10 protein-coding genes and 3 pseudogenes are annotated in these 14,552 nt (G+C 38.6%); 6 read left to right on the top strand and 7 right to left on the bottom strand.

All coding sequences use genetic code 11. From position 1 onward, the window contains the following. Positions 1-9: 9 nt before the first annotated feature. The 3 genes from N4T56_RS08985 to N4T56_RS08975 form a co-directional block, all read right to left on the bottom strand. The gene (locus N4T56_RS08985) at positions 10-3,450 is read right to left on the bottom strand and encodes a DEAD/DEAH box helicase family protein (RefSeq protein WP_261732978.1); all 3,441 of its coding nucleotides are present in this window, start codon (positions 3,448-3,450) and stop codon (positions 10-12) included. A gap of 63 nt (positions 3,451-3,513) precedes the next feature. After that, entirely contained in the window at positions 3,514-5,013 is a 1,500-nt protein-coding gene (locus N4T56_RS08980) for a sigma-54 interaction domain-containing protein (RefSeq protein WP_261732977.1), read from the bottom strand. 69 nt (positions 5,014-5,082) lie between these two features. Then, positions 5,083-5,307 (bottom strand): helix-turn-helix domain-containing protein, encoded by a 225-nt coding sequence (locus tag N4T56_RS08975; protein ID WP_182745220.1) that lies wholly within the window; start codon positions 5,305-5,307, stop codon positions 5,083-5,085. A gap of 121 nt (positions 5,308-5,428) precedes the next feature. Between N4T56_RS08975 and N4T56_RS08970 the strand changes: the two genes are divergently transcribed. The 3 genes from N4T56_RS08970 to N4T56_RS08960 are packed head-to-tail and all read left to right on the top strand — an operon-like array spanning position 5,429 to position 7,737. Then, positions 5,429-5,662: a hypothetical protein gene (locus N4T56_RS08970; RefSeq protein ID WP_182745218.1), complete on the top strand. Its 234-nt coding sequence runs from the start codon at positions 5,429-5,431 to the stop codon at positions 5,660-5,662. Further along, positions 5,655-6,878, top strand: coding sequence for a site-specific integrase (locus tag N4T56_RS08965; RefSeq protein WP_261732976.1), 1,224 nt, complete (start codon positions 5,655-5,657; stop codon positions 6,876-6,878). Before N4T56_RS08970 ends, N4T56_RS08965 begins: the two co-directional genes overlap by 8 nt. Continuing rightward, positions 6,871-7,737 carry an HDIG domain-containing metalloprotein gene (locus N4T56_RS08960; RefSeq protein WP_261732975.1) on the top strand — a complete coding sequence of 289 codons (867 nt, stop codon included), beginning with the start codon at positions 6,871-6,873 and terminating at the stop codon, positions 7,735-7,737. The genes N4T56_RS08965 and N4T56_RS08960 overlap by 8 nt, the downstream gene beginning before the upstream one ends. 429 nt (positions 7,738-8,166) lie before the next feature. On the opposite strand, the gene N4T56_RS08955 is transcribed toward N4T56_RS08960, so the two are convergent. Genes N4T56_RS08955 through N4T56_RS08950 form a run of 3 tightly spaced genes read right to left on the bottom strand, consistent with a single transcriptional unit; the run spans position 8,167 to position 9,842 of the window. After that, positions 8,167-9,006: a DUF4113 domain-containing protein gene (locus tag N4T56_RS08955; protein WP_390904031.1), complete on the bottom strand. Its 840-nt coding sequence runs from the start codon at positions 9,004-9,006 to the stop codon at positions 8,167-8,169. After that, positions 8,991-9,422: a Y-family DNA polymerase gene (locus N4T56_RS22740; protein ID WP_390904030.1), complete on the bottom strand. Its 432-nt coding sequence runs from the start codon at positions 9,420-9,422 to the stop codon at positions 8,991-8,993. Before N4T56_RS22740 ends, N4T56_RS08955 begins: the two co-directional genes overlap by 16 nt. Positions 9,423-9,434: 12 nt before the next feature. Next, entirely contained in the window at positions 9,435-9,842 is a 408-nt protein-coding gene (locus N4T56_RS08950; protein WP_182745212.1) for a LexA family protein, read from the bottom strand. An 825-nt stretch (positions 9,843-10,667) separates the two neighbouring features. Between N4T56_RS08950 and N4T56_RS08945 the strand changes: the two are divergent. After that, positions 10,668-10,778 (top strand): annotated as a pseudogene (locus tag N4T56_RS08945) (IS66 family transposase); the annotation flags it as partial. Positions 10,779-10,841: 63 nt separating this feature from the next. Continuing rightward, positions 10,842-10,973, top strand: a pseudogene (locus tag N4T56_RS08940) (ISAs1 family transposase); the annotation flags it as partial. Positions 10,974-11,714: 741 nt separating this feature from the next. On the opposite strand, the gene N4T56_RS08935 reads toward N4T56_RS08940, so the two are convergent. Then, positions 11,715-13,664: a methyl-accepting chemotaxis protein gene (locus tag N4T56_RS08935; RefSeq protein WP_315903027.1), complete on the bottom strand. Its 1,950-nt coding sequence runs from the start codon at positions 13,662-13,664 to the stop codon at positions 11,715-11,717. Between the two features lie 281 nt (positions 13,665-13,945). On the opposite strand from N4T56_RS08935, the pseudogene N4T56_RS08930 reads away from it, so the two are divergent. Then, a pseudogene (locus N4T56_RS08930) lies at positions 13,946-14,266 on the top strand (integrase core domain-containing protein); the annotation flags it as partial. Between the last annotated feature and the right edge of the window lie 286 nt (positions 14,267-14,552).

Here is a 14,552-nt window from a genome sequence, read left to right as displayed (position 1 = left end):
TCGTTTATTTTAAAATCTTGATTCTTTGCTAATAGATTTTATATTTTTGCCAAGATTTACTCCAAACTGAGTAATAAACTCTTGAATCACATCGGCTTGCTGCTCGCTAAATACCCCATCTAATCCCATGTCATGCACTTGGGTAAATGGCGCATCGTAAAGCTGTGATATTTGTATCGACCCATAGCGGATTATATGGTTTTGTAACATACCAATAAAGCGTTGCTGCTTTGCATTCATGTGAGTGTGGGTTTGTTGAACAAATGCAGTAAACTTGGCTTCAATATCCTGTTTATCCATCCCAACAATAGTGCGCAATATTTTGTCTAATGTGGCGGTAGATTCTGGAAAAAACTCTTTAAGGGTATTTAAGTCTACGCTTGGATTTTGGGTATGCACGAGCGAGTTTAGTTTGGCTAAATCATCTGCGGTTACCGGTTCGCCTTTACGTATTTTTTGCAGTACTTGGTCTGTTGCAAATAATGGTGTAAGGGTTTTTTCGACCTCTTGGCGGAAGATTTGATAATCAATAGAAACAATTTTTGTTGGCCGTGTTGATTCGCGTATTTCACTAACCTCTTCTTTTACGTCAATGACATAATCAACTGTTGGAGGTTGAGCAGATTTGTCGCGTAAATGAATGATACTGCGCAATGCTAAACGGCTTTGTTCTAATGCATCAAAGGTTAACAAATCCCAGAATGCATTGGTTTGAATTTTGGCAATGTCTTTCGCTTTGGCACGCACTTCATTCAAGTGCATTTGTAATGACTCTACCCTGCCCATTACACCTTGCTTAACAAGAGCTATTTGATTGGGATCGGTAAACATTAGGGTTTGAATGATGGCTATTTCATTATCCAATTTATAGGCTTCTGATTGCCCCACGATGTTGCGCCATTGCATTAGTGGCGCTATATGCTCGAATAAGTTAGCTTTTGTTTGTGGTGCAAATTGGTTAAGCGTTTTTTCATCTTTACAGGATTCTACCACTTGCCAGTTATCGCGCACCGCAATAGTGTTCATATCAAGTGCGTTAATGTCTTGATGGATAAGCTTTATCACGGCATCAAAGGTCGTTATGTCTGCCTTTTTAAGCGCTGTTTCAGCCAGTATCAGACGGCTTTCAAACAGTTTTTGAGTAAGAGATTTAGCCTGTTTTACATCTTCTTCGCTTGGATCCATATCGAAGTAGTCGAAATTTTCCCAGTGGTCAAAAATTAAGAAGTGGGTTTTATCTTTGCCCTTACCGTAGAGGTCTTTGCATAGGCGTGTGCCACGACCAATCATCTGCCAAAATTTGACTTTTGACTTAATGGGCTTGGCAAATACGAGATTGACACATTCTGGAACGTCAATTCCGGTGTCGAGCATATCTACTGAGATAGCAATGCGAGCACTGTTTACTTCATTTGATTTAAAGTCATCAATTAACTCTTCTGCGCGTTCGTATTTTGAGTGGATAACGCGACAAAAGTTACTGCCTAATTGAGGATACATTTCGCCAAACAGCTGCGCCAGGAGTTCAGCATGAGCAATGTTGCGGGCAAATACTATGGTTTTACCAGGTAGTTGACCGTCACTATCACGCGAGGCCTTTTCCATTAAATTACGTAAAATAACGCGATTGGTGTCTTTATTTTTTACCGCTTCATCGACTTGTTTGGCGTCAAAGTTTAACTCGTTAGGGTCAATACCTTGATCCTCTAATTGTGCGATTTGTTCATCTGTGAGGTTATCTTTTTTGATACCTTCGCGTAAAAATTTAGTGGTTAAACTAACAATTTTATAAGGTACTAAGTTACCTTCTTCAATCGCCTTTTCTAATGGGTAATTTGCCGTAGGTAATTTGAAATCACAACCAAATAACTGGCACGTTGAGCGCGATACCATTTCAACAGGTGTGGCAGTCAAGCCAACCTCTAGTGCATCAAAGTATTTAAAAATATCACCATAAATATTATAGATAGAACGGTGTGATTCATCGGCCACGATTAAGTCAAAATAACCCACATCATATTTTTGATAAATAGCCATCATACCTGGGTAAGTGGCAATAAATACCCGTGAATTTGTGGCTAACTCTTTTTTGGTTTTACCCACAATGTAGAGTGGCTCGTTAGTAAACTCATTAAAGGCATTGCCAGCCTGTTTACGTAGCTCTTTACGATCACATAAAAACAATACTCGCTTTGCCCAGCCGGCATCGAGTAATCGTTTAGCCAGCGCAATAGATACACGCGTTTTTCCTGTGCCGGTTGCTTGTACGATAAGAGATTTTCGATGTTTATCGGCGAAACGTTCACATACACGAGTGATAGTTTCCATTTGATACAAACGGCCTGCGACATTGGTATCGATTGGTGTTTGATTTAAATCTTTTTTAAGGCCTCTCTGCTTAATTAGATATTGCAGCGAGTCTTTAGAGTAATAGCCGTAAAGTTTACGACTGTTATAGCCTTGGGCATCGTCTAATATACGGATGTCGTAACCGTTTGAATAAAATATAACGGGTCGTTGATGATACTGTTTGTGCAGTGCATCGGCGTATAGTTTGGCTTGCTCTCTGCCTTTTTCGACAGATTCACGAGTGCGTTTGGCTTCAATTACTGCGAGTGGTTTGCCGTCATCGTCCCAAAGTACATAATCAACGTAGCCTATGCCTGTGCTGGTAGGCTGATCAGTTACCTGTACTTCTTTACCTACTTCATCTGTGCTCGTTTCATTAAGAGACACTTGCCAACCAGCAGCCCGTAGATCCATGTCAATGATCCGCGCACGTGTTTCTGCTTCACTAAAGTTAAAACTTGCAGTGATAAGTTTGTTCAGACTTTTAACTTGAGACACTTTAGCTTGGTTTATTGTTTGCTGAAGTTTTGCTGCGTCTTGTTGTGCTTGTTTTTGTGCCTGTTGAGATGCTTCTAATTCTTCTAACGCCTTTTTTAGCCGAGCTTCATTTTGACTCAACTGTTGAGATAATTGTTTATTCTTTTTAGCGAATTCAACATCATTTTGTTCGGCTGGTTGCTTTTGTTCTGGAACGGTAAATTCTGGACAATCGGCTTGTTTACCATTGGCGTAGGCCATAAATAGATAACAGGCTACGTAGTAGCTTTCTTTTAGAATCCAGATTGCTTGTTGTTGATCAACTCGCCCCTCGTGTGCGGCTTGATTGCCACTTTTGCGTATTGCGTGAAGTTTATCGGTAATTAAATTGGGGACTACACTCGTGAAATCATCTGACGTAAGTTTGTCATAAATATTTGAATTGGGAAATGCAGGCAGTTGAAGTTCTTTATATAAATAACTGACGACCTGTTCAGCAAAACAACGTAATTTTACCAATGAACTTTGTGGGTCTGATATCGCATACTCTTCAGCAAATGCAGCTAGTTGATGGAGCTGTGGCCACTTTGTTTGAATATGCTCAAAATTCATTGATTGTTTCATTCCGTTTGATCCTTTGATATCCCTATAACGCAATTTCAATGCCAAGCTTGGTAAAAGAACTAATTAATCAATTGTAATATTCAAACGTTTCATCCAGTTTGTTAACGTTTGATGATCTTTTAAACCGAGTATTTTCGTGGCTTGCTTTTTAACATTGCCACTGGCTTTTAACGCTGCTATAACATACTTTTTTTGAATGTCATCAGTGATTTGAACTATATCAACTTTATCGTGAATTGACATAGTAATTTTGTGATCAGGCTTATTCTTTTGAATGTTTATCATGCTATCAGCGATGTCTTTTTCATCGACAACCCGGTTATCTGACCATAAAAACGCCCTATTCAATGTACTCCACAACTCACGTATATTGCCCGGCCATGATTGGGTGCATATAAAATTTATTGCTTTATCGGAAATATTTTTACTTTTGTAACTGGGGTGTTTAGCGCCTGCAAGATTTATTTGCTCTGCCAATTGCTCAACTATGTACGGAATATCTGCTTTTCGTTGATTAAGTGATGGCATATCAATAATGCCTACTGCTAATCGGTAAAACAAATCTTCTCTAAACTTACCTTGTGCAACTAGAGCTGATAGATCTTGGTGGGTGGCGGCAATAATACGAACGTCTACATTGATGCTTTTTGTGTCTCCAAGACGTGTAACCTCACCTTGTTGTAAAGCTCTAAGTAATTTAACTTGCACGTTTAGCGGTAATTCACCGACCTCATCTAGAAATAATGTTCCGCCATCTGCTTGCTCGAATAAACCGGGATGGTCTTTATCTGCGCCAGTAAACGCGCCTTTTTTATGGCCAAAAAGTATTGAGTCGACAATGTTTTCCGCTAATGCTCCACAGTTCACTATTCTTAATGATTTTTGTGCACGTAAACTGCCTTGATGTATCGCATTGGCCATTAGCTCTTTGCCTGTGCCTGTTTCACCTAAAATAAGTGTTGGCACTTCAGATGCAGCAATTTTTTGCGCTTTTTTTATTGCCGTTTTCATTGCGTCTGAATGAGAAGTTAATTGGTCGAATGCACGATAAAGACTCGGCTCAGATGTTGCTTTTGCAGCAATGCCTTTAGAGGCTGATTGAACATAGGCATGCGCAAAATCAAGCGGGATATCTACTTCTATTACTTCATTTTTAGGAGTGGACTGTAAAAAACGCGTGTTTGATTTTCCCTTACCAATAAGCACAGATAACGTGGTCATTGTTGGCGTACCTGAGGTAAGATTTATTGACAGCGTATCGGCTTCATCACTTAGTTTTGAAATCCATTGATCAGCCACTTTAGATATTGATTGATAATCTATCGGGCTGTCTATATGGGCTTTATATACCTGAATATCTTGGTTGGGGCGATTAGCAATTGCCATGCGTTTTTGTAGAAAGCGCTCAAACTGGTTCCATTTGTCTTCATCTTTATTTGACAAGATAACGATTTTATCAAAAGGAATTGTCGATTTAAGGGCTATTGTACTTATGGCAGCATGTGCTTCGACAAGCATGTTTTCAAGATCTTTAGTACCTAGCCAGGTGAGAAGAGTATGCATCCATGAGTACTCATAAGGTAAAGGAAGTAAATTATATTACATCATATAATCATCTTTACTAACAACAGTTTATTCTTCTATATATTCAATAACATCGTCAACTTTGCAGCCAAAATAAGCACACAATGAATCGATTGCTTTAGTCGTAGTAGAATATTGATAACTTGGGTTCATCATCTTTGATAATGCTGTTCTATTTACCCCAGCAGCGTCTGCAATTTCCTGCAATGTAATTTTTCTTCTTTCCTTAAATTCTTTTTCAGCTATTAACTCTTTGATTTTAAACCTAATCACTGTATTTCATCCTTAAATGAGCAAAAACAACTCAAAATGTTCCTTGTAAGAACATTTGTTTAATGCTTTAATGTTCTCATCAAGAACAAATGATTCAAACCAAGAACATAAAGAGGCTTTTATGAAGCAAACATTACTTAATGCGAAAGAACTTTCTCAAAGAATAAAGTTTAGTGCGGCATATATCAACCATACGTTGAAAGATAATGTGTTCTTTGAGGGCGTCCATTACATCAAGCCATTTGGTGGCCGAAAGATTTTCTACATCTGGGAGGAAGTTGAGCGTGAGTTATTTAAAAAACAACAACGTCGGTTAGTTGTTCCTATGGCTCGTGGAGGTGTTTGTCATGGGTAATATTAGGGCTAGAGATGGTAAGTTGTTTTTTGATTTTACTTACCAAGGGATAAGATGCAGAGAACAAACGGTATTAATTGATAATCGCATAAACCGATCTAAATTGAACAGCATTATGAACACTATAGAAGCTGAAATCCGCCTTAATCGCTTTGTGTTCAAATTGTATTTTCCATCAAGTACACGATGCCAACTATTTTCAGAGATTGATCTTAAAGTACAACATCATTTGGCTGAAAATGTTGAACCATTATCCACACAAATCATGTCAAATATTCCAACTTTTGAAGAGTTTATTGGTGAATGGGTTGCTGAAAATAAGATCCAGTGGAAAAAAAGCCATTACAAGAATGTGCAGATGATTATTGAAAGTTATTTACTACCTGTTTTCGGTTCTATCAGACTTAACGAAATAACAAGACCTAGTTTGATAAAATTCAGAGCATCTATCTCGGAATCGCGGAGATCTGGAGTAAAAGGAGCTTTAAGTAATGATTGGATCAATCATGTTATGACACCTTTGCGTGGCATTTTAAATGAAGCTGCTATGCGCTTTGACTTCCCTACTCCGTTTATCAATATCAAACCGTTAAAAATTGATAAAACGGCTATTGAACCGTTTTCACTGGCAGAAGTGCAGTTTTTCTTGTCTAGGGTTCGTGATGACTTTAAAGACTATTACATTGTGAGATTTTTTACCGCAATGAGAACGGCTGAAATCGATGGACTTAAATGGCAATTTGTTAATTTGAACCGAAACGAAATTTTGATCCATGAAACGCTGGTTGACGGAAATGTTGAAACACCTAAAACATCGGCGTCTTATCGTAGTATTCAATTGTCTCAACCCGTTGTGGATGCACTTAAAAGACAGCGGAAAGTCACTGGCAATAAGGATTATGTATTTTGTAATGCCAATGGCAACCCTCTTGATCATCGCAACGTAACAAAACGTGTTTGGTATCCCGCATTGAATGAAATGCGCTTAAAAAAACGGCGCCCATACCAAACTAGGCATACATGCGCGACCTTATGGTTAGCCGCAGGAGAAAACCCTGAATGGATTGCAAAACAAATGGGGCATAGCACGACCAAAATGTTATTTGAAGTCTATAGCCGCTATGTACCCAACGCGACAAGACAAGATGGAAGTGCGTTTGATCGTCTTATTGAACAAGTTAATTTTAATACCATGTTGGAGAATGTTGATGAATAAACCAATATTTGTCTGGGTTAAAAATATTAAGTTTGGTGCACATCTGCCTACTGCAAACTGTGAATTTATTTCATCCAATAACGTGGTTAACGCAATTATGACAGCAGAAACCGCCAGGAACTGTCAGTTTGCTCATGGTCTGGCACAAGTGGCAATAGCACACGACTATCAAGGTAATACTGTGGTTTGTGCTATCAAACCTGTGCACATTCAATGCACTGAAGGGCAATTTATCAAGATGGTGAATTTTTCTCACAATAAGAATGAAGGGCTGGTTGGTCGATTTTTGAAACTGCTCAGTTTTGTGTCGGTTAAGGAGCTACTACCTTTCGTCGTTTTTATCCTAAATAATGAAGAAGTACTTAAGCTATTCATGCGCTCTGAAGCCAGTTTTAAGCATCATCATTGCTATCTTGGTGGCCTATTTGAGCATAGTATTGAGGTAGCTGAAATGACTTATCAAAATGCTAAACATCTAGGTCATTCAGACATAGAGTGCCAAACAGGCTTAGTTGCGGCGTTATTTCATGATATTGGTAAAATCTACCCTGCACTCAACATGAACAATGAAAAATATTGTTCAGGCTCCCATGAGAGCTATACATTTGCCTTATTAGCTAAACCGCTAGGTGAATTAGGGAGTCGTAACAGCCGAATATTTTCGATGTTAACCGAGCTTTTAGCCGGGAAACCATTCGGACACAAGACTCGCTACCCAATTGAACATGTATTAAAACAAGCGGATCGAAGCTCTGCCGAATCTAACTATGCCAAAATTCAATTTGACGCTCTACCGTCACATTATTACTTTACTAAAGTAAATGGCAACGTGATGTATAGACTCAATAGCGCTAGCTAAATCAAGGAACTTGATGAGTGGATTGAAAATAACGAGCATTCCGCTGTGACATTGATAAATTTGTGAGCTTTACATCAAGCCACTATTAGCTAGTAGACTACACAGCGAACTCTTATATGATGACTTAAAGCTTATTTTATGGAGTTTTCTATTTTATTTTCGGCTTATCTGGCCTTAAAGGAATTAAACGTGACGATATGATAAAGGCCTAGAGCAAAACCACCAATGATAACAATGCCTATTGAAATAAGGGCGAGATCATAACTCAACAATTCTGACATCATCATTTACCTCATTGGCATGGATGGGCACATTAAGCTTCTAACGATAGGACTAAACATTCAGCACCTATTTGATAACATGTCACAAGCTTATGGTAAATTCAACCAGGTCTTACATATTTAATTTGATGTATTGTTCTGTGGTTATCTAACACTTTATCGCAGGTAAACTTTTCCAATTTGTCGTGTACTGTGGCGTGAGTAAATCACGTCGCATCGACCATTTTTGTTCTATCCCTTGAGCGGCTAAAAATAAAGTATCCGCACCATAACGCTGGTTAATGCCGTCTAGAGTTTGCATCAATTCTGGATTGGCTTTAGATGAATTAAACATGTCGAGTTGAGTGTGTTTTTGAGCGCTTAAATCAAGCAGCCCTATCCCCATTCGGTAATATCTCACTCCTGGCCTAAAAAGTCTTGGTGCCGCCATGCTCATTGCCTGGGTTAACTCTTTTGTACAATTTGTTGGGCAAGGAAAAGACACCAACACTTTAAAGTTTGCAGGATGCTCATCATAGGGTGAATTACTCGCAAACATCATCATGGTTTTACAGTGTGATCCTTGTCGTCTGGCTTTTGCAGCAGCAATACCAATATGTTTACTCAATGCTTGCAACAAAGAATCGTAATCAATAATTCGCTCACCAACGCTACGAGTAGAGAATATTTGCAGTTTATCTGCTCTTGCCTCATCCCATTGTTTACAAGCCAGTCCATTTAATTCACGTACAGTTCGCTCTATTTCAATACTAAATTGTTTGCGGGCTAACCCTGGAGGAATATTGGCAAGCTCTAATGCGTTTTTTATATCCATCAATGCTAATTTTTGACTAATACGACGACCAATGCCCCATACATCATTGACATTCATGGCACGTAAAATAGCCAATCGCTCATCTTCGTTGTCAATGACACATACACCTTGATAGCCAGGTAATTTTTTGGCTGCGTGATTAGCTGCTTTTGCCAACGTTAAAGTTGGCGCCATCCCCACACACACGGGTAATCGAGTTTCTTTCCAAACAGCGCGCCTAATGAGCTGACCTTGACTTCGCAAGCATTTAATTGCTGGATAGCATTTTTATATGACAGAAAGCTTTCATCAATGGAATAAATATGTTGCTCTGGCGCAAAACGGCCAATAATATTCATCATTTTCAAGGATAAATCAGCATAGAGTTCATAGTTGCTTGAGCAAGCAATCACTCCTAAGCGCTGACACATGTCTTTCACTTTGAAGTAAGGAGAAAACTTAGGTATGCCAAGTTCTTTGGCTTGCCGATTTGCAGCCACAATACAACCATCATTGTTACTTAATACAATAATGGGTTTACCACGCCAATCAGGCCTAAATACTTGCTCTGCACTGCAATAAAATGAGTTCGCATCCACCAAAGCAAACATGTTTCACTCTCCTTACTTACCAGCCAGTAACGGGCTTTGTCGATGGCACCGTATTGAGCGAATAACCACGCCTTCAATACTGAAAGAGTCATAATCATTGATGGGTTGAGGCTGATGATTTTCATTGGATGACAGTAGCTGTCTGCGAGGTTTATCAAGGATTTTGCATACAAACTCACCATTGAAATTAGCCACTATAACATCACCATCTCGAACCGTTTCATGCCTGTCCACTATCAATAAATCACCATAGAAAATTCCCACACCTTGCATCGAATCACCAGTGGCCACACCAATGAATGTGGCACTAGGATGCTCTATAAGTAGCTCATCAAGACTTAATGCTAACTGTAAATATTCTGAAGCTGGAGATTCAAACCCAGTAATACCAGCACTTGCATGAATAGGGATAATGCGCATATTTATAACCACTGTACATTTGTACAGTTATTTTATGCGATCTAATTTTTATTGCTAGATCTTTAATGTTTTTTTCGCAGAAGGAACCTTTTCAAAAATAATACCAGCATGCGCCAGTCATTATATCCATCTGATTATATTAATTAAGTTTCTATGATGATGGTGATGTGTTCGTTTAGCTTGGAAAATTAAGAAGAGGTTATTGCTTTTGTTGTAACGTCTCAACAATAATAGTGGTGCTCGAACTCGAAAAAATAAAGCTCCTCAAAGGAGGAGCTTTATTATCGTGAGATTTACTTGTAGTACTGATAACGTCGTTTGGAATTATGCTTCCAACTTTTTGCTAGGTCATACACATACGCTGGATAGTCATCCCATGGGTTAGCCAACGATCTTCCACGAGCTGCTCGTAACTTGATCGGGTAACCTTTGCACTCAATCATATGAAGGAAGTAATAACCCTTTTCCTGTTTTGTTGAAAAGTGCTTGTGGGCTCCACTGCGTACGCTTGGATAATACCCCCAAAAATATTGACACTGGCTTTTAATACGTTTTCGGTACTGATGTTTTAGTTTTTTCATTTACCCTCCAGGTTTACATTACCTAGAAGGGATCCTCTGCATAGTAGTTCATTTATCCACCTTATATGTGCTGTCTAACTTAGTCTTACATATCAACAGTATGATCATATGAGTGATATTTGTAAAATCATCTTTATTGTTATTTCCTGGTGATAAGTTTACTCAGTCAACTTATCACCAGGAAGCAATGTTAAAGCAATACGATATTGAGCTCAGTCGCCAAACCATGAGCAGCTGGATAGAACTAAGCATCGATAATAATAGAGCTGAACGTGTAGTAAAACCATTTGTGATATGCCGAAAGAATTGGTTATTTAGCCACACGGCAAATGGGATGCATGCCAGTGCCACGAATTAAAATATAGTCGAAACGGCGAAGGTAAATGGTCTAATCCCATTTTATTACATCATGGCTCACCACAGTATAGACTGGCTGTTGGATGCTTCAATGGGTGAGGACTATTGCCTGATTTATCATAATCATGCATCAGAGAATTGGTCATTGTTACGCAAACTATCGTTAAATATGCTCCCCTCAGAATCATCTAAGTGAAGTATCCCGATGAAACAAAAACGAGCCAGGATGAAACCTGAGTATTTATATATTAAGTTTACAATTTGCACGCTAAAAACAAATGCTAAAACATATAATCTTATCGATATGCATCATTTTTCAGCCCCTAGTCAGAGCCCAGAAAATGATTTTTATACTCCTTTAATCGAAGCTCTAGAGGAATTAGGCCTGAATGTTAATTTCCCCGAAAAATAAAGGCATTCAACAGTCTAGTTTTGTAGCTACCTAGGGGCTCAAACGTGCTAGCAATGATCGTGCTGGCACGTCTCTGGACAGAAACGTGTCAGTGATTATTCTCAATTAGTCACTATTGAATTACTTGTAGTATGCCTAGCTATATATTAAAAGGAAGGCACTTTTGGTAAAGCTGAAGTCTGCTATCTATATTAAAATTTGGTCAAGCGACTAGAAAACGTTAGCGGTGAACCGAACCAATCAATAGAATTGCTTCATATTATTAAGGTTAATTAAAGTATCAAAGGTAATGATAAACAGCCATTTAGTCATTTTCGCTTGATTTTAAACTGGATTAAGATGAGGTATATAATAATTCATCACGATAATGTGCAATCTTACTAAGCACTATTAGCTCGTTTAATAATTTTAATGTCATCCCCAATACCCGCTCAAATGGAGCGGGTAAGTACTGTGTGGTTGATTCATTTTACTCTAAAGACTTCAATTTGACCTTTAATATTCTGCGCTAACGATGTAAGTTCATTGGCTCCCTTTAACCGCTTTCGTCGCTCGTTCATCACTGTCAGAAGCAAGAGAAGAGATTGCATGAAGACTAATAGAAACCTCATCAGCAACTGTACTTTGCTCTTTTGTTGCTGCTGCGATACTTGAAGATATCATTGCCATTTCAGCGATATTAGCGTTAATTTGACTTAATTGACTATTAGCCGCATCTCCCTGTTCAACAGAAGATAAACCTAATTCTTGGCACTGTTTCATTTGTGACGTGGTAATTTCAACTTGTTTTTGCAAATTACTAATAGTCGAACTAATGATACTGATAGATTCTTGAGTACGTTTGGCTAACGATCTCACTTCATCGGCAACCACCGCAAAACCGCGCCCTTGCTCTCCAGCACGAGCTGCTTCAATTGCAGCGTTCAGCGCTAATAGATTTGTTTGTTCAGCAATACTATTAATAACTTCAGTCACTTTACTGATTGCCACACTCTCATGGTTGACTCCCTCAATGTTCTTTTGAGTTTGGGTGAGCTGCTCACTCAGCGATTGCATTGCAATTACAACCTGTGTTAATTGCCTGTGTCCATCGTTTGAAGCATGATCGATTTCTTGCGCTTGCAAAGCACCTTGCCCAGAGTTTTCTGCTACATTTTTAATAGATGCAGACATTTCTTCGATGGCTGTTGCAATGTGTTCAGTTTGTTGAAGTAAAGATTTTGCTTCATTTCCGTTAACAGATGCGACTTGTTGACTGTTTTGAGCGTGATGCTCCAAACTCACTACAGATTGTTGCAATGAGTTAATCAGTATGCACAGATTTGTGGCCATTTTACTGATACTCATTGTTATTTGGTCAACCTCATTTTCGCTATCAGGATCACTTAATTCAAAATGTTGTGATAAATCGCCTTGGCCTAATGTGGCAATTTTTGACTTGAGTCTTTGCAAAGGGCTAATGGCACTTTTAATTACACTGAATAAGAGTGCTGATATTAGAATGATACCGATAACAGCTATGAGCAAATTAAGCTTCAGAATCCCCATACTTTCATCATGTAATTCTGCTTCAGGCACTAAGCCTGTCATAGTCCAATTCCAACCTAAGATTGGTATGGAGTAAGCAAACATATTTTCGCCATTAGAAGATGTATAAAAAAGAGGTTCTCGGTTAGTTAAGATTTTTTCAATTGGCAGTCCATAAAACAGTGATGGATCAAAAGCTGAGTCAATGTTGATGTTTTTGTGAACTATAATGTTATTGTCGGAGTTTCGTATAATTGCGTAGTAGCCTGACTCTTCGAGTATTTGTTGCTTAATGGCCTGCTGAATTTGAGCCACGGACTCAGTAATGTCAAAACCAGTAAACAGAATAGCTATAACCTGCCCTGTATCGCTTTTAAGTGGGCGATAGATAGTCATGTAATCTTTGCCAAACAGTTTTGCATAACCTTGGTAATCTTCGCCCTTGATGAGTCGTTGATATCCTGGATGACCGATGCCTAAATTAGTTCCAGTTGCACGCTCTCCATCTGCTTTTCGAAGTGAAGTTGAAATTCGGGTAAAATCATCTTGATTGAGCACAAAAATAGTTGCAACGCCGCCAGTCAGCTCAGTGTATTTGTCAACTTTGGTGTTAGATGTGTTGATTTGCTCTGTGCCATGCATTAATGATGGAGCTGTGATGTTCGCAATTGGAACTGTCGATCCATCTAGGTACAGTTTTTCGGGATAAAGTGTTCGGAGAATGTCCGCACTACTTTCAGCCAACGCTAACATACTGTCATATTGCAATTTAATTAGTTCTGCATTGCTTTGCATTTGAGCACTAATTGCATTTATAGCCTTGTTATTTAATGTTGTTGATGCTGTTTTATATGAGAAAAATGACATAAGAGCAAAAATTACAATCGAGCAAAGTAAAGCGAGCGACCCGATTTGTTTCGAAATTGGCCAATTCTTATAGTTCATATAATATTATCCCCGTTACTCTAAACAGACTACTTGTTAGCCTATGGTGTTATGAAAGCTTGTCAATGAGGTTTATACAACATTTGATGTATTTATTCCTCTAAGATTATTAATTAAAAAGAGGGTGTAAAAATGTTCAAATAGTTTCTTTTGTTTATCATAATCTTATACATCATTAGTTGCTACATTAGAAAGAACATCTTAGCCAATAAGGTACCGTCAAGTATTACTATTACAAATGCAGGCCAGAATTCGACTTTAATTATGAGATTCCCCAACTGCCGTATGCGGAATCACTGTTTCGCACGGTCAAATACAGCCGCCGCTGGCCAAGTGAAGGCTTTAAAAGCCTTGAAGATGCAAGAGCTTGGGTGAAAGACTTCGCGAATTGGTACAACAATGAGCACAGACATAGTCGTATCAAATTCGTGACACCCGCACAGCGTCATCATGGTGAAGATAAAGCGATATTGGCAAAACGCCGTGAGTTATACAAAAAAGCGCAAAAAAATAACCCTAACCGCTGGTCAAATGGCACCAGAAACTGGCATGAAATCGGTGATGTGGAGTTAAACCCAGAGAACGAAAAAGAAGCAGCTTAACAGCTTAGACGACATCTACCTTGAAAAACGCCGACTGTGATTCTTTCATAATAAAAGTAAAACTGAGCGAAGCACTATGACTATAGTGGCCTCTAGCCATATTTGAAACACACTTTGGGGCATAAGCGTGTTGGTGCTTATACTCTAGTTAATGATATTTAAGTGATTTGTTTTAAATAATTTTTAGTTTTACAGTATTGAAATAACAAACGCGGGTTTAACTAAAAAGCACCTCGAATCACAAAAAAATTAAATCAAACTTTTAAACTGCCTACAAAATATTGTA

The organism is Shewanella phaeophyticola (genome assembly GCF_025398315.1).
Classification (GTDB): domain Bacteria; phylum Pseudomonadota; class Gammaproteobacteria; order Enterobacterales; family Shewanellaceae; genus Shewanella; species Shewanella phaeophyticola.
This window is presented reverse-complemented; position numbering and strand designations above follow the sequence as displayed.